Origin of the sequence: Aestuariimicrobium ganziense, assembly GCF_015352975.1 — a bacterium.
Taxonomy (GTDB): Bacteria; Actinomycetota; Actinomycetes; order Propionibacteriales; family Propionibacteriaceae; genus Aestuariimicrobium; species Aestuariimicrobium ganziense.
Genome location: NZ_JACYIZ010000003.1, coordinates 406,313 through 424,574, shown reverse-complemented (window position 1 = coordinate 424,574; position 18,262 = coordinate 406,313). Strand labels below are relative to the sequence as shown.

The following is an 18,262-nucleotide window of genomic DNA, read 5'->3' as shown; positions in this document are numbered from 1 at the left end:
ACACCCCGGTCACCGGGCACCCCGTTCGGCGATCGTCTCGGTCCAGACCAGACCGGTCGAGGTCAGGGCGACCGCGGCCAACACACAGAACTGGCCAAGGGTCGTGCCCAGCAGGAAGCCAGCGGGATCGGCGTCCACGGCCGCGGCCATCGCGACACCCACCAGCGGCAGTGCCGCGAGCATCTTGCCGGTCGCCCTGGCCGCAGCCAACTCGCTGCCCACCAGACCCTGCAGCCGCTGCTGGTCGCGCTGCTCCTCGGCCACGCCATCAACGAGGTCGGCGATCGGGGCCCCGGAACCCTCGGCCAGCTGCCACGCTGCCGCCAACGCCACCAGCCCCTCGGCGCCGGGCGCACCAGCTGCCGCCCGCAACGCCGACGGCACATCCCCACCGATCCGGTGGCTGGCGGCTGCCCGCTCCATCACCGGGCAGTCCTCGGCGGCCACCAGCAGGGCCCGGCCGGGAACCTGCCCGGCCCGCAGTTGGCCGCTGAGCGACTGGCAACCATCGCTGACCTGGGTGCGTGTCCGGGTCAACGCTGCCCTGCGGCGCGCCGAGGCGACCAGCCAGGAACCCGTCATCATCGCGACCAGTGCGGTGGCCACCCACCGTCCGACCGGCCCGCCGGCGAGGGCCGCCACAGCGACGCAGCCAACGGCCAGCACCAGCACCACGACCGGATGCCGCCGTCCTCCACGCCCACCGGACGCCGGTGAACGCACCGCGACGCCGCGACGTGGCGGCCGCACCCAGCACCACCCGGCCAGCCCCGCCGCCAGCACCGCGACGGCCTCCATCACGACCCCTGCAGTACTGGCACCGACCCGACGAGCTGCGCCTCGTCCACCACCTCGAGCAGTCGCTGCCACCCGGCGCCGCGCACCTCGGTCGCGTCCTGCCGCCACCGGACCGCCGGCACCACCCGCAACTGGTCGCTCACCGCTTCGACCACCCCGATCTCCGACACCCGACGGCGCCGATCGTCACCCCTGGTCACGTGCACCACCACCTGGATGGCCGCGACCACCTGGGCGTGGCAGGCAGCTCTGCCCATCCCACCCAGCGCCGCCAAGGCCTCCAGCCGAGCCGGCACGTCAGCAGCCGAGTTGGCATGCACCGTGCCACAGCCACCCTCGTGACCGGTGTTGAAGGCCATCAGCAGGTCGGAAAGCTCCGCCCCCCGGGCCTCCCCCAGCACCAGTCGGTCCGGACGCATCCGCAAGGCCTGCCTGACAAGGTCGGTCAACGTGACCGCGCCAGCACCCTCGGCGTTGGCGACCCGGCCCTCGAGCGAGACCACGTGGGGATGGTCGACCTTGAGCTCGCGGGAGTCCTCGACCACGAGCACCCGCTGTTCGGGGTCGACCAGCGCCAGCAGCGACCCCAGCAAGGTGGTCTTGCCCGTTCCCGTGCCGCCCGAGACCAGGAAGGCACGCCGCGAGGCGACCAGCTGTTCGAGAAGGTGCCGACAGCCAATGGTCATCGATCCGTTGGCCACCCAGTCGGCGAGGGTGAGGCCCTGCCTCGAGGGCACGCGCAGCGACAGGCAGGTGCCGGTGGCACTGAGCACGCCCAGCACAGCGTGCACGCGAGTGCCATCGGCCAGTCGGGCGTCGACCCAGGGGCTGGCGTCGTCGAGCCGTCGGCCCACCGAGGCGGCCATCCGAGTGGCCAGGGCACGCACCTCGGCGTCGGAACCGAACCGCACCTGGGTCAGCTCCAGTCCCTGCCCCCGGTCGATGTAGACCCGGTCGGGTCCGTTGACCAACACATCGGTGACCCCCGGCAGCTTGAGCAGCGGCTCCAACAGCCCCGCCCCCACCGACGTGGTCCGCAGCCGCTCCAAGGTCCACAGCACCAGGGCGTCAGAGACCACCAGGCCCAACTCCGACATCACCTGTGCCACGTCATCGGGACGATGCGGACGCCCCAGCAGCGCCAGTCGCCCGCGCACCAGTTCCAGCTCCTCGTCGCCCATGCCAGTACTCCTCTCCGTGCCTGCTCAGCTCGCCAACCGGCGTGGCCCTGGGGCCGCCGACTCGTCCACCGCCGGTGTGACCGGGCGCACGTCGAGGTTGTCGAGCAACGCGGCGCAATCGCGCCCGAGCACACTGCGCGCCGATCGGCCGGGAGGATCGCCCGCCTCGGCCGCGAGCGGCACGGTGCGGTCATCGCGCACGCGTCCACGAGCGGGCAACTCCAACGCACGAGAGACCTCACCAGCCGGCAGGCCGCGTCCTCGTCCCTGACGCACCACCAGCCCGGGCTCCTGCAGCCCGGCCAGCGCGACAAGCCCTTGGGCAGCCACCACCGAGCGAACGTCGGCGCCGACCATCAGCCAGGTCTGGCAGCGAGCCAACTCGGTGCCGGCTGGGTCCTCTCCGCGTCCGGCGTCGACCACCACCAGGTCGTGGGTGCGGACCAACGAACCCAGCACGGCACGCACGGCCGGCGCGGGCGCACGTTGCCAGTCACCGCGCCCGGCCGAGACCAGGTCGACCCCGGCGCTGGTCGGCAGCCTGCCACCCAAGTCACCCACGTGCCCGCTGGCCGCAGCCAGTTCGGGCCAGCGCCAACCAGCCGACTGCTCGGCCCCGAACACCAGGTCGAGGCCACCCCCACAGGTGGCCAGTTCGACCACCGCCACCTTCCAGCGGCGTCGCGCGGCGGCCAGGGCCAGACCCGCGCACACCGTGCTCACCCCCAGCCCACCCGAGCCGCCGACCAGGCGCAGCACCTGGGCGCGGCCACCGCTGTCTCGTCCCGTGCTCGACAACAGTGCGCTGAGCAGGGCGGACTGGTCGGGCAGCACCAGCACCGAGGCGTGCAGTGGGGCCGACCAGCCGACCAGCGTGGCAGGCTCGGGCCCCACCAGGTGCACATCGGCACGCTGGGGCAGCCCCGCGGCGGCGACGTCACCGGCGACGTCGGCCCCCACCAGCAGCAGGTCGGCCTGTCGCCACCACCGCGCCGCGTCCGCGAGGTCGTCGACGACCGTCACCTCACCCCCGGCAGCCGCCGCACAGGCCTCGACCTGCTCGGCGGTCGACGGTTCTCGCGTCAGGCAGGCAGCTCTCACGCCCACACTCTGGGCCGCACCCCCGTCTCTCGCGCCACCCAACTTCTGGCCTGTGGACAACGCTCTCTGTCCACAGGTGGCCCGCCAGCCATCCGTGGTCCGCGTGCCCGCCGGGCCGGTCGCGGTCGCGATCCCTACCATGGGGCCATGTCGTTGCCGCGCTACCACCTGCCCGACCAGGCCGTCACCTGGCTGACCGCGGCGAACCCGTTGCGGGTGCTCACCCTGGGTGGCGCGACCCTGCCGCGGGTGCTGCATCGTGCAGGCCACGACGTGTTCGCCGTCGATCGCTCGCCGCAGGTTGTGGCGGCGCTGGCCGACGTCGACGGCATCACCGCCGTCGTCGCGCAGGCCGAGTCGCTGCCCTTCCAGCCGTGCCAGTTCGACGTCGTGCTCAGCCACCAGGACTTCCACCGGTTCGCTCCCGGACTGGTGCTGTCCGAGATGGCGCGGGTGCTTCGTCCGGGCGGACGAGCCGGCGTGTCGTACCTGGTCAGGGACGACTCGGTGCCGTGGGTGCGCCGGCTGACCGCCCTGGTCCAGAAGATCGACCCGGCCGCCATGGCGGGCAACTACGGCGCCGACTCGGTCACCCACCTGGCCAGCAGCAAGTACTTCGGCGGGCTCGAGCGCACCCAGCACCGGCACTGGGTGCCGATCACCCGCACCCAACTGCTGGGCATGGTCGAGGCGCTGCCCGCGATCCAGGGCTTGGCAGAACCCGACCGCAACAAGGTGCTGGACGACGTCGCCCGGCTGCACGACGACGCTGCACCCGGCGCCGACGCACTGCGGCTGCCCTACCTGCTGCAGTGCCACCGGGCTTGGGTCGACCACGACGAGCTCACCGCCCCGATCGAGATCGACGACGACGGGCTGGTCATCCCGCTCTGACCCACACAACCGGGCTGTACGATCGACGTCGGAGCGCCGGGAAGTCTGGTCGGCACACCAGTCGTCCTACCCCGAAAGTCCACTGTGACCTCACGTCGACCGTTCACGCTCCGCCGGATCCTGTTCCGCCCCGCCCAGGGCGCTGACGCCCTGCACCTGCCCGAGGTGCTGCGTCGCGAGACCACCGGCGGGTTCCTGATGTTGTTCGCCACGGTGGTGGCCCTGGTCTGGGCCAATGCCGAACCGATGGCCTACCAGCGCCTCGCCCACCACCAACTGGGTCCACTGAGCTTGGCCCACTGGGCCACCGACGGCCTGCTCACCGTCTTCTTCTTCTCGGCCGGCATGGAACTCAAGCGTGAGTTGACCGAGGGTTCGCTGTCCCGTCCCGCCGACGCGCTGGTGCCGATCGTCGCCGCGGTGTGCGGCATGGTCGTACCCGCGGGCATCTACTTGGCCACGAACCTGCTGGTCGACGGTGGCTCCCCTCGCGGGTGGGCGATCCCGATGGCCACAGACATCGCGTTCGCGCTGGCGGTGCTGGCGATCGTCGGCAACCGGCTGCCCGCTGCGCTGCGGGCGTTCCTGCTCACCCTGGCGATCGTGGACGACCTCGGCGCGATCCTGGTGATCGCCATCGGGTTCAGCCACGGCATCAACCTCGTGATGCTGGCCGGGGCGGCTGCCTGCATGGCGTTGTGGTGGCTCATGCAGCGCCGCCGGATCGACAACGGCTGGTTCTACGTGCCGCTGTTCGTGCTCACCTGGTACCTGATGCTGCAGTCGGGCGTGCACGCCACCATCGCCGGCGTCGGGTTGGGACTGCTGACCCGGGCGACTGCCGAAACGCTGGACGAGCCACTGGACCGCTGGCAGCACAACGTGCAGCCGTGGTCGGCCGGTCTGGTGGTGCCGCTGTTCGCGCTGTTCGCCGCCGGGGTGGCCATCGACGGTGATGCCTTGCGCGCACTGTGGACCGATCCGGTGCCGCTGGGGGTGATCCTGGGCCTGGTCGCGGGCAAGATCATCGGCGTCTACCTGGGTGCGCGGCTGACCGCCCGGTTCACCTCGGCCGAACTCGGCGAGGGGGTCGAGTGGGGCGACCTGCTGGCGGTGGCCCAGTTGGCCGGGATCGGATTCACCGTCTCGCTGTTGATCAGCGAACTGGCCTTCGCCGGCACGCCCGAACTGGCTCCCGCCAAGATGGCGGTGCTGACCGCGTCGGTGATCGCGGCGATCACCGGGTCGATCAGCCTGATGATCCGCGGACGACGGCACGCACCGGCGGCTGCGGTCGCTGTCGAGCGGCCCTAGACTGACCTCGTCCACCACCCTGATCTGGGTCATCCATACGGACGAGGAGTAGCAGTGCCCAACACGTCGCAGGTCGCGTCCATCGTCGACCGGATCAAGACCGACGGTGCGCGCATCGCCACCGACCTGAAGGCGCTGGCCCAGGCCGAGGTCAAGCCCGCCGTCGCCCACGCGGGCAAGGGTGGTGGCATGTTCGGCGCCGCCGGCTACCTCGCCCTCAACGCCGTCTCACTGCTGTTCCTGGCGGGCGCGGGTGCCTTCACCCTGCTGTGGTCAGGTCCGGTCGGGCTCGGCATGGTGCTGAGCGTGGTGCTGGGCCTGATCTCGATGGCGTTGGTGCTGCTGGTGATCGCCGCGGTGCTCGCGGTGGTCGGCAAGAAGGAGATCGATCAGGTCAAGGCGCCCGAGGCGACCATCGCCGAGGCCAAGGCCACCGTCGCTGCGCTGAAAACCTCTGCCGCCGAGGGCAAGACCGTGGTCACGAACAATGCCTTGGCCGCCAAGACGATCCGCCAGGCCCGCCGCGCCCTCGACTGAGTTTCTGTCGCCGGGGGATCTCGACACGGTCGCTTCGCTCCCCACTCGATCAACCATGCGGGGGGCGCTCCCCACTCGATCAGCCAGACCGCCTCACAGTCCTGAGCGCAGGAATCGCCTCGGCACGTCGATCAGGTGCTCCTCGTCCCAGGGCTGCTCCCAGCCAGCCAGCCGCAGCAGGTGGTCGACCAGGTGCGCGGTGAACCCCCAGATCACGATGTCGTCCAAGACGAACGCGGGTCCGCTGCCCCCCAGGGGATGCCGCGCGCTGCGCCTGGTCGACGGGTCGGCCAGCAGGTCGACCGGGTAGCGGTGCACTGCGGCGACCTCGGCCTCCTCGGGCACCAGCATCCCGCGTCCGTCCCACAGCCCGACCGCCGTGGTGACCCGGAAGAAGGTGGTGGTCAGCGCGGTCGCGGGCAACTCGCCCATCAGCGTGACCGCCTCACTGCGCAGACCCACCTCTTCGTTGGCCTCACGCAGCGCCGCGGCCGCGGGCGAGGTGTCTCCGGGGTCGATCCGTCCGCCGGGGAACGAGATCTGCCCAGCGTGGTGGCGAAGGTGCCGGGATCGTTCGGTGAACAGCAGGTCGGGCGACGGGTGGTCGCTGAGCAGGGCGAGCACCGCCGCCGGCCTCGGCCCGCGCCCGCCACCGGCCGTCGGCGCCCACTCCACGTGGCTGTCCGCCACCGGCACCAGGGCCGACCGCAGCACCTCGAGCCGGTCGCCAGCACCCCCGGACGTCACGCTCACGCGTCCACCCCGAGGTGTTCGCCGATCAACGCCCGCAGTGCCTCCTCCGACTCGATCACCCCGGCGACCCGGTGGACGATCCGACCGTCGGCCGAGACCAGGATCGTGGTCGGCAGGCCGGTCACCTGCAGCGGAGCCGCGCGGGTCGCCTTGAGCTCGTCGGCCAACTGGGGATAGCTCCAGCCCGCCTCACCGGCGAACTCGATCGCCAGCTCTGGCCGGGGATCGTTCTGGTTCACGCCGATGAACTGCACCGAGCCCTTGGTGCTGCGCGCCACGGCAGCCAGGTGCGGGGCCTCGTCGCGGCACGGCCCACACCACTGCGCCCAGAAGTTCAGCACCATCGGCTTGCGCGGCAACTTCGACAACGTGGCTCCGGTGCCACCGCCGAGGCACTCCAGCCTCACCTCGGGCAGCCCGCCCGCGACAGCTTCCTGTCCTGCCACGTCGGCCGGGCAGTCGGCGATTCCCGCAGCCTTGCGCTGCGCCGACAGGTCACTGCGCACGGCCGTCGGCGACGCCGAGTCGGCGGGGAACTGGTAGCCGGGCTCGTCCTGGCACCCGGCGAGGACGACCAGCGCCAGCGCGCCGACCAGCAGGCGCCCCCAGCGGGCAAGACCGACCGTCCTCATCCGCGCGGCTCCCTGACCAGCTTGGCCGCCTGGTCGGGGTCGGTGGGGCCGAGGCCGGCGCTCGGGCACAGCGCCATCACCGGGCAGGCGCCGCAGGCCGGGGTGCGGGCGTGGCAGCGGCGTCGTCCGTGCCAGATCACGTGGTGGCTGACCATCACCCAGTCGTCGGGGTCGAACAGCAGCGCGATCGCCTGCTCGACCCGGTCGGGGGTGGTCTCGGTGGTCCATCCCATCCGTCGGGTCACCCGCATGAAGTGGGTGTCCGGGGTCAACCCGGGCACGCCGAAGGCATTGCCGAGCACGACGTTGGCGGTCTTGCGCCCCACGCCCGGCAGCGTGACCAGTTCGTCCAGCGTCGAGGGCACCACCGAGTCGAACTGGTCGACCAGGGCGCGGCCCAGGCCGATCAACGACTGCGTCTTGGCGCGGAAGAAGCCGGTGGGGCGGATCATCTCCTCGAGTTCTGCCGGGTCGGCCTCGGCGTAGTGGTGCGGGGTCGGGTAGCGCTCGAACAGTGCAGGGGTGACCAGATTGACCCGCTTGTCGGTCGACTGGGCCGACAACACGGTGGCGACCAGCAGTTCCAGCGGGGTGGTGAAGTCGAGTTCGGCACGTGCCTGGGGGTAGCACTCGGCCAGCAGTTCGTCCATCGTGCGGGCCCTGGCCACCAGGTCGGACGACGGCTGGTCGACGGGCTTGGCGGTACGGGAACGTGGCACCGGCCCAGCCTACGCCGACAGTTCACCGCCGCTCTCGCCGCTCGGGTGGGCCTCACGCGACGCTCGCCACTAGACTGCCGTCCACCATTGGCCCCACTCGCCTCTGGTCCCGCGCCCCGAGAGGAAGCCGTGAGCCGAACTGAGCTGACCCGCCTGCCGTTCCTGGCGGGGCTGAGCGCTGCCTCCCGGGGCGAGTTGCTGGCGCAGTCAGCGATCGAGCAGCACAGCCGCGGGCACGTGTTCTTCTCCAGCGGGGACGCCCCCGACGACCTGCACATCATCATCGACGGCAAGGTGAAGCTCACCCGGCGGGCCCGGCGTCAGCCCCCGCCGCTGCCGCCGATCACCGGCAAGGTGACGGTCAAGGAGTTGCGCCGTCGAGCCCAGGCCCAGCCGGTGCGCGAGTCGCTGCTGTGGCTGATGGGCCCCGGTGAGATGTTCGGTGAGCTGTCGCTGTTCGACGTCGGCAACCGCTCGACCTCGGCGACGGCCAGCACCGATGGCGCGACGCTTCGCATCACCGGGTCGGCGATGCGCACCCTGATCGCCACCCACCACGACATCTGCCAGGCCATGCTGCGCCAGATGGCCTCACGGTTGCGGCGAAGCGACGACCAGACCGCAGGGCTGCTGGTCAGCGACCTTCCGGGACGGCTCGCCCACCTTCTGCTCAGCCTGGCCGAGCGCTTCGGCGAGCGCACCGGTGAAGGCATCCAGGTGCGCCATGACCTCACCCAGTCCGAGATGGCCCAGATCGTGGGCTCGTCGCGCGAGAGCGTCAACAAGGCCCTGTCAGACTTCGAGCAGCGCGGCATCGTCGAGGTGGGCGTCGGATCGTTGCTGATCCGCGACGCCGACAAGCTCACGGCCCGGGTGGGCTGAGCGACGCCGGGACGAGACCTCGTCCCGCCCCCCGTCGTCCACCCCGCCGTCGTCCAGCCCTGCGAGGCGTCCTCAGGCGGTCTCGACGACCAGTTCGACCTCGATCGGGGAGTCCAGCGGCAGCACGCTGACCCCCACGGCGCTGCGCACGTGCACGCCTGCGTCGCCGAACACCTCACCCAGCAGCACCGAGGCGCCGTTGGCGACCTTGGGCTGGTCGGTGAACGAGGCCTCGCTGGCCACGTAGACCACGACCTTGAGCACCCGGGTGATCCGGTCGATGCCACCGGCGAGGCCGGCCGCGGCGGCAATGGCGTTCAGGGCGGCCTGGCGGGCGAGGTCTGCCCCCTGCTCGAGGCTGATCTGGCCACCGAGCTTGCCGGTGGCGGCCAGCGCTCCGTCGACCATCGGCAGTTGCCCCGAGGTCCAGACCTGGCTGCCCACGCTGGTGGCCGGGGTGTAGGCCGCGAGCGGCGTCACCACCGGCGGCAGCGCGATGCCCAGCTGTTCCAGCCGGGACGAGGGCGTCTGGGTCACGTCACTTCGCCTCGGGCAGCGGCCGCTTGAAGTAGCCGACCAGGCTCTCGGGGTTGGGTCCGGGGACGATCTGCACCAACTCCCAGCCGTCGGAGCCGAAGTTGTTGAGGATCTGGGTCGACACGTGGGTCAGGATCGGTGCGGTGAAGTACTCCCATTTGGTCATGCCGACACCTTAGTCACAGGGCACTGGGCGCCCACGCGCTCACCGGCAGCCGAGCTGCAACGTCACTGGGCCGGGTGCTGCACCCTGTTGACCAGGTGGGTCCGGTCGATGGTGGGTGCGTTGAGCAGCACCTCACGCCAGTCGGAGATGTCGGGGCGCTGGCGCAGCAGGTGGCGCCGTTCCCGTTCGGTCATGCCACCCCAGACCCCCCACTCGATGCGATGGGTCAGGGCCTCGGCCAGGCACTCCGCGCGCACCGGGCACCCGTTGCACACCAACCGCGCCCGCTTCTGGTCCTGGGTCTCGCCGAACATGTCGTCGCCCCGGTCGCGGCAGTGCGCCTGAAGGCTCCAGGGCTGGTCGGCGTGCGCATGCGACATTGAGTCCCCGTTCGGTGAGGGAGGGTGCGTACTTGCCACACAAACCTACTCGGCACTCGACGCCCTGACCAGACCCCAGATCAGCGGTGGTGAACCCCGACCACGACGACCGGCGCTCAGCGGCGCAGTGCGCTCGATTCGCGGACGACCAGCTCCGGCTGCAGCACGACATTGCTGCGCGTGACCTCGGGGTCGTCGATCTGTTCCATCAGCAGCGCCATGGCCTGCTGGCCGAGCTCGTGGCTGGGCTGGCGCACCGAGCTGAGCGGCACCGAGGCACCTGCGGCGAAGGAGATGTCGTCGTAGCCGACCAGGCCCAGGTCGTCGGGTACCCGCAGGCCCGCGGCGATCACCCCCTGCAGGAAACCCAGCGCGAGCAGGTCGTTGGCGCAGAACACCGCAGTGGGACGATCGCGCTCGGGTCGGGCCAGCACCCGGTCGGCAGCGGATCGTCCGCCCTCGAGGTGGTGTCGACTGACGCTGACGTGCTCGAGCGAGACCCCGACGTGCTCGGCGACCTCCTCCGACGCCCCGATGAAGCGGTCGGCGTCCTGGCGCAGGGTCAGGGGTGGTCCGCCGACGTAACACAGTTTGGTGTGGCCCTGGTCGATCAGGTGACGGGTGGCCATCCGCCCGCCGGCAACGTCGTCCACCGAGACCGAGGAGTAGGCGCCTCCGGACGAGTCGATGTCGACCAGGACGGTCGGCATCCCACGGCGGGCCAAGCGCTCGAGCACCGCGCTCACTCCCCGCACCGGACTGACCAGCAGCCCCTTGACCCGCTGCTGGTCGAACAGGGCCAGGTGGCGGGCCTCACGGTCGGGGTCGGACCCGGAGTTGGCCAGCAGCAACTGCAGGTTGGCGGCGTCGGCCGACTCCTCCACCCCGGCGGCGATGTCGTGGAAGAAGGGGTTGGCGGCGTCCAGCACGACGAAACCGACGCACTGGCTGGTCCCGGCGCGCAGCTGGCGGGCAGCCTCGTTGCGGACGAAACCGAGCTCCTCGATCGAGCGCAGCACCTTGGCCCTGGTCGCCTCGGAGACCTTGTCGGGATGGTTGAGCACGTTCGAGACCGTGCCCACCGACAACCCTGCGTGGGCGGCCACGTCCTTGATGCTGGCCTGCGACATACGCGCTCGTCCTCCTGCGCGTTGCGCGCGCGAATTGAACTGAATCGATTGAACCGTACACCCCGCGGAATTGGGGATTCACCCCACGCCACCACCGCAGGCGCAGGTCGCCGAATGGGGTCTGACGGATCCGTCACGTACTCTGGAAGACATGAGTCACCCCCCCAAGGCGAGCAAGCTCTATGCCCTGACCATGTTCCTGGTGGTCAGTGTGCTGTGTGGACTGCTGACGGCAGGGCTGGCAGTGCCGTTCGTCGCCATGGCTGGTGGAACCGCCAAGGCCGGGTCCGAGAGCCTCGAGGAACTGCCCGCCGCGCTCGACATTCCGCCCCAGGCGGAGAAGTCGGTGATCCTGATGGCTGACGGCTCCGAGCTCGGTCGCTTCTTCGACCAGAACCGGATCTACGTGCCGCTCGACAAGATCCACCCGAACATGCGGATCGCCCAGGTCGTCATCGAGGACCACCGCTTCTACGAGCACGGTGCGATCGACCTGCAGGGCACCCTGCGTGCGCTGCTGCGCAACTCGGCCGGTGGCCAGACCCAGGGTGGCTCGACCCTGACCCAGCAGTACGTCAAGCAGGTGTTGGTGCAGACCGCGTGGGCCAACGACGACGCCGAAGGCATGGCCAAGGCCCAGGAGGAGTCCTACACCCGCAAGATCCGCGAGCTCCGCTACGCGATCGCGCTGGAGAAGAAGTACAGCAAGGACGAGATCCTCGAGCGCTACCTGAACATCGCCTACTACGGTGACGGCGCCTACGGCGTCGAGGCGGCCGCTCGGCACTACTTCAACACCACCGCCGCGAAGCTGAACCTGGCCCAGGCCTCGATGCTGGCCGGCCTGGTGCAGAACCCGACCGCGACCAACCCGCGCCTGCACCCCGAGGCCGCGATGCAGCGCCGCAACGTGGTGATCAACCGGATCGCCGAGTTGGGCATCATCACCCCGGACGCGGCAGAGAGGGTGAAGAAGGCCGGCTTCGACACCTCCAAGATCCAGCCCGAGCCCAATGGCTGCACCTATTCGGAGTTCCCGCAAATCTGTGACTACGTGCGACGCACGCTGGTCGGCCCGCAGATGACCAGCCTGGGCAAGACCACCGAAGAGCGCGAGAGTCGTCTCAAGCGTGGTGGCCTCACCATCCAGACCCTGATCGACCCGCGCACCCAGCGCGCCGCCGAGAAGGCGATCGCCAAGATGGTCGCCCCGACCGACCCGGTGATCGCGACCTCGGTGCTGCTCGAGCCGAAGACTGGCCTGATCGTGGCGATGGCGCAGTCTCGTCCCAAGATGGGCAAGCAGCCGGGCCAGACCTACCTGAACTACAACGTCGAGAAGTCGATGGGCGACGCGATGGGCTTCCAGGCCGGGTCGACGTTCAAGGCCTTCACCGTGGCCGCGGCGCTCGAGAAGGGCCTGACCCCGAAGACCAGGATCCGAGCCACCTCACCGATGCAGTTCAAGGGCGAGACCTTCAGCAACTGCGAGGGGTCGTTCGTCTTCCCCAGCGACTACAAGGTCTCGAACTCAGTGCGGGGCTACGACAACCGCGACATTTCGCTGGTTGAGGCCGCTCAGGGCTCGGTGAACACCTACTTCGTCCAGCTGGAGCAGCGAGTCGGGATCTGCGAGACCACCCGGATGGCGGCGAAGGTGGGCGCCAAGATCGCCACCGGCGAGAAGATGGAGTCTCAGGCGTCGAACCCCTCGTTCACTCTGGGCACGGTCGAGGTGACCCCGCTGTCGATGGCCGAGGCGTACGCCACCTTCGCCAACCGCGGCGTGCACTGCACCCCGCTGATCCTGCAGTCGGTGGTCAACAAGGCCGGCGCGAAGCTCGCCGTCCCCGCCAACAAGTGCGCCAAGGCCATCGAACCCCAGATCGCCGACGGCACCAACTACGTGCTGTCGAAGGTGATGGAGCGACCCGGCACCGGTGCCAGGGTGGCCCTTTCTGGCGACTTCGACCAGGCCGGCAAGACCGGCACCACTGAGTCGAACGAGGCCGTCTGGTTCGCCGGCTACACCCCCGAGATGGCCGGTGTGGCGATGATCTCGATCGACAAGGGCAACCCATACTGGGAAGGCAAGCGCAAGTCGCTGAAGCAGATCAGGCTCCCCAGCGGGACGTGGCTCGAGGGCTCGGGCTCTGGCGACGCGGGCCAGATCTGGAACGCCGCCATGACGGAGGCCCTCAAGGGCAAGAAGCACACACGCTTCGTCGCGCCGACCGAGGAGATCCTGGAGGGCAAGAAGAAGCAGGTGCCCTCGACCAGCGGTATGGGCTACGACGAGGCCAAGCGGACGATCGAGGCCGCCGGGTTCAGCACCAGCCCGATGCGGGTCTACTCAAACTGGCCGCAGGGCTACTACCTCGGGGCCACCCCGCAGGGCATGCAGCCGCTGGGCACGACCATCTACCTGAGGATCTCGGCCGGACCGGCTCCCAGGCCGAAGCCGAAGCCTGATCCGAAGCCTGATCCGACCGCGACGACCGAACCCAGCAACACCAAGGAGCCGCCGAAACCGACCGCCACCAGCGAGACGACGAAACCGAAACCGGGCAAGAAGCCGTGATCCGGGCGGTCGGTGCCGTCGCCGGGGTGGCGACGGCGGGCTTGGCGTGGGGACTGACCGAGGCCAGCTGCTACGCGCTTCGTCAGGTCGAGGCCCCGCTGCTGCCGCCCGGCCAAGCGCCGATCAGGGTGCTGCACATCAGCGACATCCACTTGGCGCCGTGGCAGCGACGCAAGAGCGCCTTCGTCCGCAGCCTGCAGGAGCTGGAACCTGACCTGGTCGTCAACACCGGTGACAACATCTCGTTCGACTCCTCCATCGACCCGGTGGTCGAGGCCATGGGTGGTCTGCTCGACGTGCCCGGGGTGTTCGTCTTCGGCAGCAACGACTACAAGCGGGCCCAGTTCAAGTCCCCGCTGCGCTACCTGGGCGTCTCGGCCCTGCCGATCGGTGACCAGGAAGGGCCATCGAACCTCGACTGGCGTCGACTGCGCGACCTCTTCCTCGCTCGCGGCTGGCACGACCTGACCAACCAGCGCGCCGAGCTCACGGTGGCGGGACGACACCTCGCCTTCCGCGGCACCGACGACGCCCATATGGATCGTGACCGCTACGACGAGGTGGCCGGACCCGCGGTGGACGCCGACCTGAACATCGGGGTCACCCACGCCCCCTACCTGCGCCTGCTCGACGCCATGGCCCGCGACGGGATGGACCTGGTGATGGCCGGCCACACCCATGGCGGTCAGGTCTGCCTGCCGGGACGCGCGCTGGTCACCAACTGCGACATCGAACCCGCGCGGGTCAAGGGCTACCACTCCCACACTGCCGGCGGACGCACCTGCGCACTGCACGTCTCGGCCGGGATCGGCACCTCGCCCTATGCCCCCTACCGGGTGTTCTGCCGACCTGAGGCGACGCTGCTGACGCTGGTGTCGGGCCCCGGTCGCGACCGCGCCTGAACCATTTGGCGGAGGTCGGCGACGGTGGGATACACTCGTCGTCGGTCCTCGTCGAGGGCCATCGGGGTGTGGCGCAGCTTGGTAGCGCGCATCGTTCGGGACGATGAGGTCGCAGGTTCAAATCCTGTCACCCCGACCAACTGACAGGCCGCTGCTGGGACGCCCGTAGCGGTCTGTTTCGTTTCCCCAGTCGCCCGGGCCGGATTCTGCAGCCGCGTCGCCGGCGGGTGAGCAGCAGGTGGCCGCGCTCGCTGAGGCTGTGCTGGATCAGCTCCATGCCGATCGGGGTGGTCAGGCCCTCGCCGAAGAGGCGGCGGCCTCGTCCGACGAACTTCGGGACCACCGCGAGGAACAGTCGGTCGAGCAGGACGGCCTCGAGCAGTTGGGCGATCACCGACAACCCGTTGACCGCGACGTCGCCCTCCTCGGACTCGCGCAGCCGCACACGGAGTCGAGCAGGTCGCCCTCGACCAGGTGGGAGTTCTGCCACTCCAGAGGCCCGGTGAGTGTGTGGGAGGCCACGTGCTTGGTCACCGGGTTCATGAACTCGTCGAAGCCGTCGCCGGGATGGTTGAGCCAGGAGGCCGCCCACTCCTGGCACATCACCCGGCCGAGCAGGGCGGCGTCGCAGCGTGCCAGGCAGGCATCCATCGCCTCGCCCGTCTGTTGGTCGAACTGGTCAGCATGAAGGTGCCGGGGTTGTCGACAACTCCTTCGAGCGAACTGAACAGCGAGGCCGTGATCGCGCGCATGGGCTGTCTGCAGCAGGTGGAGCCCAGTCTGGGCACAGGACGACCAGAGTCGCACGGACGAGGCCCGACCGCGCCGAGTTCGGCGCCAGAGGCTCACGAGAACAGTTGCTTGCCCCAGATGATCACCACGAAGCCGAACAGCACCGCCGCGACCGCCGTGGCGAAGAAGACCAGAGAAAGTGCTCGTCCAGTGGCGGTGGCCGGGCCGGTGAAGTCGGTGCTGTCGGCCGAGACCGGTCGTCCGATGCCGAGCGCGCGCATGCCCAGGGCGAAGATCGCCGGCACGCCTGCGCCCAGCACCAAGCCCACGATCGCGACGTTGGCGATGGCGCGTCCGGCGTCGAGGAACAACTCACCCATGGCTCACACCTTCTCTCGCCGGCGCGGGGTGGGGCCGCCCTTGTTCCTGTCGGGGCTGAGCCCACCGTTCCAGTCGTCGTTGACGTTCTCATGGTGGATGGGGTCGCGCCGGGCCCACCAGACCATGAACAGCGACAGCCCGGCCAGCAGCACACAGATCAGCAGGGGGCCGGCCACGCCGCCGACGCTGTGGGCGAGCCACCAGCAGATCGCGCCCATCAGCCCGGCAGCGGGCAGGGTGGTCAGCCAGGCCACGACCAGGCGACCCGCGACGCCCCAGCGCACCTCGACCCGACGCCCCAGGCCGCTGCCCAGGATCGAGCCAGTGGCGACGTGGGTGGTCGACAGCGCCATGCCGGCGTGCGAGCTCGACAGGATGATCGCGGCGGAGGCGGCCTCGGCAGCCATGCCCTGCGGCGGGTCGATCTCGACCAGTCCCTTGCCCAGGGTGCGGATCACGCGCCAACCGCCCATGTACGTGCCGAGGGCGATCGCGACCGCACAGGTGAGCTTGACCCAGAACGGGATGGCGTGGGTGTCGGTCCACACCCCGGCGGCGATCAGGCCGAGGGTGATCACACCCATGGTCTTCTGGGCGTCATTGGTGCCGTGGGCCAGCGAGACCAGTGAGGCCGAGCCGATCTGGCCCCAACGGAAGCCGTTTGCCCTGCTCGACTCGGGCAGGTTGCGGGTGATCCGGTAGACCAGTCGGGCGCCGACCAGGGCCACGAAGCAGGCCACGAGGGGTGCCGCGACGGCGGGGATCGCCACCGCCTTGAGCACGCCGTCCCACTTGACGCCGCCGGCGCCGAGTGACGCGATCGCCGCGCCGATCAGACCACCGAACAACGCGTGGGACGAGGAACTGGGGATGCCGAACAGCCAGGTGATCAGGTTCCACAGGATGCCGCCGACCAGGCCAGCCAGGACGATCACCAGAATCGGTAGGCCCATCAGTTCGGGTAGTGGCGCCCCGTCAGGGCCCTGGATGTCGACCACCTTGTTGCTGACGGTGAGCGCCACCTCGATCGAGAGGAACGCCCCCACCAGGTTCAGCACGGCCGACAGGGCGACCGCGACCTTGGGCTTCAGCGCACCCGTGGCGATCGTGGTGGCCATGGCATTGGCCGTGTCGTGGAACCCGTTGGTGTAGTCGAACACCAGCGCCACCACCACGAGCAGGCTGAGGACGAGCGTCACGTCAGTCACAGCAACAGTGTGACACCTGCTGTTCACCGAACAGAAGTCGGGGCGTCACCCTCATTCACCGCTCATCCTGGCCTCACGCTTGCGGTGGCGACGCCGTGGCTTGACCTCGGTCGGTAAGGCCCACCCGAACCAGCGCGCGGCGACCGCCATCGATGCCCCCACTGCGACCGAGGCCGCGGTCCCCCAGCCCGGGTGACCTGCGGTGGTGAGCGCCATCGCCACCAGCGAGGCGACCAAGGCGCAGGTCGCATACAGCGGGCTGCCGGCCTCGAACACCACCGGTCGACGCTGCATGAGCACATCTCGCAGGATGCCGCCACCGACGACGGTGGTCACCCCGAGCAACACCGCCGACCCCCACGACAACCCGTTCGCGAGCCCCTTCTGGGTGCCGATCGCGGCCCACGAGCCGACGGCGACCGCATCCAGGCCGATCAGGGTCCAGCGGGCGGGGCGCACGTGCAGCGGCACCAGGAAGGCGATGGCTGCCCCGGCCAGGGCCACCGCCAGGTAGACCGGCTCGGCCAGCGCGACCGGAGTGCCCTTCTGCAGCAGGGTGTCGCGGATCAGACCCCCACCCAGCCCCGAGACGATCGCCAGCACCACGAACCCGACCGGGTCGTAGCCCACCTTCTTGGCGGCGATCCCGCCGAGGATGGCGTTGGCCAGCACCCCGGTGAGGTCAACCAGGCGGAACATCTCGAGAAGCACGGGGTCCAGTCTGGGCCAGCAGCGACAGTGACACCCAGTCGCGCTCAGCATCGCTGTGCTGAACCGGATGCTGGCCGCCCGACGGCTGCCTGCCCCTCACCCGGCTGTCCTCACCCCGACTGCCCGACCCCGACTGCCCGACCCCGGCCAGCAGCACCGTCCGGCCAGCGCCTCGATGTCCGAAACCCGGCAGAAGTTCAGCCCGAGGCGCGATCTGGGCCGCGGAGCGCGAAGTTTGGCCGGGTTCCGGACATCGGGTGACAATGACGCGTGACCCAGACCCTGTACGAGCGCGTCGGCGGACGGGCGACCTTCGAGCGCCTGGTGCATCTCTTCTACGTGGGCGTCGCCGGCGACGACCTGCTGCGCCCGATGTATCCCGACGACGACCTGCCCGGCGCCGAGGACCGGTTGCGGATGTTCCTCGAGCAGTACTGGGGCGGGCCCACCGACTACTCCCAGACCCGCGGGCACCCCCGGCTGCGGATGCGCCACCAGCCCTTCCCGATCACCCCTGAGGCCCGCGACCGCTGGTTGCACCACATGCTCGGCGCGCTCGACCAACTCGACCTCGAGACCGAGGCCGACGAGGCCATCCGCGACCACCTGGTGCGGGCAGCCCACTCGCTGGTCAACATCCACACCACCGACCCGGGTCGATCGCTGCCGCTGCTGTGAACTGGTCGGTGACCGCGTCGGAATGGGGGCCCAACCGGCTGGTCA

The 18,262-nt window shown here is 70.0% G+C and carries 21 protein-coding genes, 1 tRNA gene and 1 pseudogene; 8 read left to right on the top strand and 15 right to left on the bottom strand.

Translation table 11 applies throughout. The features are described from left to right. Positions 1–9: 9 nt before the first annotated feature. The 3 genes from IE660_RS08065 to ssd are packed head-to-tail and all read right to left on the bottom strand — an operon-like array spanning position 10 to position 3,080. On the bottom strand, positions 10–798 hold the full coding sequence (locus tag IE660_RS08065; RefSeq protein WP_203567810.1) for a type II secretion system F family protein: 789 nt from the start codon (positions 796–798) through the stop codon (positions 10–12). After that, the gene (locus IE660_RS08060) at positions 798–1,979 is read right to left on the bottom strand and encodes a TadA family conjugal transfer-associated ATPase (protein WP_203567809.1); all 1,182 of its coding nucleotides are present in this window, start codon (positions 1,977–1,979) and stop codon (positions 798–800) included. Before IE660_RS08060 ends, IE660_RS08065 begins: the two co-directional genes overlap by 1 nt. Before the next feature lie 24 nt (positions 1,980–2,003). Next, complete coding sequence (ssd, locus tag IE660_RS08055) at positions 2,004–3,080, bottom strand: septum site-determining protein Ssd (RefSeq protein ID WP_203567808.1); 1,077 nt, start codon at positions 3,078–3,080, stop codon at positions 2,004–2,006. Between the two features lie 147 nt (positions 3,081–3,227). On the opposite strand from ssd, the gene IE660_RS08050 reads away from it, so the two are divergent. The 3 genes from IE660_RS08050 to IE660_RS08040 all read left to right on the top strand — a co-directional run bounded on the left by IE660_RS08050 (position 3,228) and on the right by IE660_RS08040 (position 5,825). Next, positions 3,228–3,974 carry a class I SAM-dependent methyltransferase gene (locus tag IE660_RS08050; RefSeq protein ID WP_203567807.1) on the top strand — a complete coding sequence of 249 codons (747 nt, stop codon included), beginning with the start codon at positions 3,228–3,230 and terminating at the stop codon, positions 3,972–3,974. A gap of 84 nt (positions 3,975–4,058) precedes the next feature. Continuing rightward, the gene (gene nhaA, locus IE660_RS08045; protein ID WP_328701894.1) at positions 4,059–5,288 is read left to right on the top strand and encodes a Na+/H+ antiporter NhaA; all 1,230 of its coding nucleotides are present in this window, start codon (positions 4,059–4,061) and stop codon (positions 5,286–5,288) included. A gap of 54 nt (positions 5,289–5,342) precedes the next feature. After that, a complete protein-coding gene (locus IE660_RS08040; protein ID WP_203567806.1) occupies positions 5,343–5,825 on the top strand; it encodes a phage holin family protein in 483 nt (160 codons plus the stop codon). Positions 5,826–5,918: 93 nt separating this feature from the next. Here IE660_RS08040 and IE660_RS08035 read toward each other — a convergent pair whose 3' ends face one another. Genes IE660_RS08035 through nth form a run of 3 tightly spaced genes read right to left on the bottom strand, consistent with a single transcriptional unit; the run spans position 5,919 to position 7,860 of the window. Next, entirely contained in the window at positions 5,919–6,578 is a 660-nt protein-coding gene (locus tag IE660_RS08035; RefSeq protein ID WP_203567805.1) for an NUDIX hydrolase, read from the bottom strand. After that, entirely contained in the window at positions 6,575–7,210 is a 636-nt protein-coding gene (locus IE660_RS08030; protein WP_203567804.1) for a TlpA family protein disulfide reductase, read from the bottom strand. The genes IE660_RS08035 and IE660_RS08030 overlap by 4 nt, the downstream gene beginning before the upstream one ends. After that, a complete protein-coding gene (nth, locus tag IE660_RS08025; RefSeq protein ID WP_203567874.1) occupies positions 7,207–7,860 on the bottom strand; it encodes an endonuclease III in 654 nt (217 codons plus the stop codon). Before nth ends, IE660_RS08030 begins: the two co-directional genes overlap by 4 nt. Positions 7,861–8,058: 198 nt before the next feature. Between nth and IE660_RS08020 the strand changes: the two genes are divergently transcribed. Beyond that, positions 8,059–8,811 (top strand): Crp/Fnr family transcriptional regulator, encoded by a 753-nt coding sequence (locus IE660_RS08020; protein WP_203567803.1) that lies wholly within the window; start codon positions 8,059–8,061, stop codon positions 8,809–8,811. A gap of 72 nt (positions 8,812–8,883) precedes the next feature. Here IE660_RS08020 and IE660_RS08015 read toward each other — a convergent pair whose 3' ends face one another. The 4 genes from IE660_RS08015 to IE660_RS08000 all read right to left on the bottom strand — a co-directional run bounded on the left by IE660_RS08015 (position 8,884) and on the right by IE660_RS08000 (position 11,024). Further along, the gene (locus IE660_RS08015; RefSeq protein WP_203567802.1) at positions 8,884–9,348 is read right to left on the bottom strand and encodes a RidA family protein; all 465 of its coding nucleotides are present in this window, start codon (positions 9,346–9,348) and stop codon (positions 8,884–8,886) included. A gap of 1 nt (position 9,349) precedes the next feature. Further along, on the bottom strand, positions 9,350–9,514 hold the full coding sequence (locus tag IE660_RS08010; protein ID WP_203567801.1) for a DUF4177 domain-containing protein: 165 nt from the start codon (positions 9,512–9,514) through the stop codon (positions 9,350–9,352). A gap of 62 nt (positions 9,515–9,576) precedes the next feature. Then, on the bottom strand, positions 9,577–9,894 hold the full coding sequence (locus IE660_RS08005; protein ID WP_203567800.1) for a WhiB family transcriptional regulator: 318 nt from the start codon (positions 9,892–9,894) through the stop codon (positions 9,577–9,579). Positions 9,895–10,010: 116 nt separating this feature from the next. Further along, positions 10,011–11,024, bottom strand: coding sequence for a LacI family DNA-binding transcriptional regulator (locus IE660_RS08000; RefSeq protein WP_203567799.1), 1,014 nt, complete (start codon positions 11,022–11,024; stop codon positions 10,011–10,013). Positions 11,025–11,145: 121 nt separating this feature from the next. On the opposite strand from IE660_RS08000, the pseudogene IE660_RS07995 reads away from it, so the two are divergent. From IE660_RS07995 to IE660_RS07985, 3 genes and pseudogenes are all read left to right on the top strand, one after another. Further along, a pseudogene (locus IE660_RS07995) lies at positions 11,146–13,657 on the top strand (transglycosylase domain-containing protein); the annotation flags it as partial. Continuing rightward, positions 13,602–14,507 (top strand): metallophosphoesterase, encoded by a 906-nt coding sequence (locus tag IE660_RS07990; protein ID WP_203567798.1) that lies wholly within the window; start codon positions 13,602–13,604, stop codon positions 14,505–14,507. The pseudogene IE660_RS07995 and the gene IE660_RS07990, both read left to right, overlap by 56 nt. A 62-nt stretch (positions 14,508–14,569) precedes the next feature. After that, positions 14,570–14,646: transfer RNA gene (locus IE660_RS07985), tRNA-Pro, on the top strand. On the opposite strand, the gene IE660_RS07980 is transcribed toward IE660_RS07985, so the two are convergent. From IE660_RS07980 to IE660_RS07960, 5 genes are all read right to left on the bottom strand, one after another. Then, positions 14,635–14,952, bottom strand: a complete 318-nt coding sequence (locus tag IE660_RS07980) for a dihydrofolate reductase family protein (protein WP_203567797.1) — start codon at positions 14,950–14,952, stop codon at positions 14,635–14,637. The two genes, IE660_RS07985 and IE660_RS07980, sit on opposite strands and share 12 nt — an antisense overlap. Beyond that, positions 14,898–15,158: a hypothetical protein gene (locus IE660_RS07975; protein ID WP_203567796.1), complete on the bottom strand. Its 261-nt coding sequence runs from the start codon at positions 15,156–15,158 to the stop codon at positions 14,898–14,900. Before IE660_RS07975 ends, IE660_RS07980 begins: the two co-directional genes overlap by 55 nt. 194 nt (positions 15,159–15,352) lie before the next feature. Beyond that, positions 15,353–15,619, bottom strand: a complete 267-nt coding sequence (locus tag IE660_RS07970; RefSeq protein WP_203567795.1) for a hypothetical protein — start codon at positions 15,617–15,619, stop codon at positions 15,353–15,355. Positions 15,620–15,622: 3 nt separating this feature from the next. Beyond that, a complete protein-coding gene (locus tag IE660_RS07965; RefSeq protein WP_203567794.1) occupies positions 15,623–16,828 on the bottom strand; it encodes an inorganic phosphate transporter in 1,206 nt (401 codons plus the stop codon). Positions 16,829–16,879: 51 nt separating this feature from the next. Then, positions 16,880–17,539: a trimeric intracellular cation channel family protein gene (locus IE660_RS07960; protein ID WP_203567793.1), complete on the bottom strand. Its 660-nt coding sequence runs from the start codon at positions 17,537–17,539 to the stop codon at positions 16,880–16,882. A 270-nt stretch (positions 17,540–17,809) separates the two neighbouring features. Between IE660_RS07960 and IE660_RS07955 the strand changes: the two genes are divergently transcribed. After that, on the top strand, positions 17,810–18,217 hold the full coding sequence (locus IE660_RS07955; RefSeq protein WP_203567792.1) for a globin: 408 nt from the start codon (positions 17,810–17,812) through the stop codon (positions 18,215–18,217). Positions 18,218–18,262: the final 45 nt, after the last annotated feature.

What these genes read in the sequence shown, in the direction of transcription:
- IE660_RS08065 (WP_203567810.1), bottom strand. Translation starts at nt 798, where the DNA reads ATGGAGGCCGTCGCGGTGCTGGCGGCGGGGCTGGCCGGGTGGTGCTGG.
- IE660_RS08060 (WP_203567809.1), bottom strand. Translation starts at nt 1,979, where the DNA reads ATGGGCGACGAGGAGCTGGAACTGGTGCGCGGGCGACTGGCGCTGCTG.
- IE660_RS08050 (WP_203567807.1), top strand. Translation starts at nt 3,228, where the DNA reads ATGTCGTTGCCGCGCTACCACCTGCCCGACCAGGCCGTCACCTGGCTG.
- IE660_RS08030 (WP_203567804.1), bottom strand. Translation starts at nt 7,210, where the DNA reads ATGAGGACGGTCGGTCTTGCCCGCTGGGGGCGCCTGCTGGTCGGCGCG.
- nth (WP_203567874.1), bottom strand. Translation starts at nt 7,860, where the DNA reads ATGGACGAACTGCTGGCCGAGTGCTACCCCCAGGCACGTGCCGAACTC.
- IE660_RS08010 (WP_203567801.1), bottom strand. Translation starts at nt 9,514, where the DNA reads ATGACCAAATGGGAGTACTTCACCGCACCGATCCTGACCCACGTGTCG.
- IE660_RS08005 (WP_203567800.1), bottom strand. Translation starts at nt 9,894, where the DNA reads ATGTCGCATGCGCACGCCGACCAGCCCTGGAGCCTTCAGGCGCACTGC.
- IE660_RS08000 (WP_203567799.1), bottom strand. Translation starts at nt 11,024, where the DNA reads ATGTCGCAGGCCAGCATCAAGGACGTGGCCGCCCACGCAGGGTTGTCG.
- IE660_RS07975 (WP_203567796.1), bottom strand. Translation starts at nt 15,158, where the DNA reads ATGGATGCCTGCCTGGCACGCTGCGACGCCGCCCTGCTCGGCCGGGTG.
- IE660_RS07970 (WP_203567795.1), bottom strand. Translation starts at nt 15,619, where the DNA reads ATGGGTGAGTTGTTCCTCGACGCCGGACGCGCCATCGCCAACGTCGCG.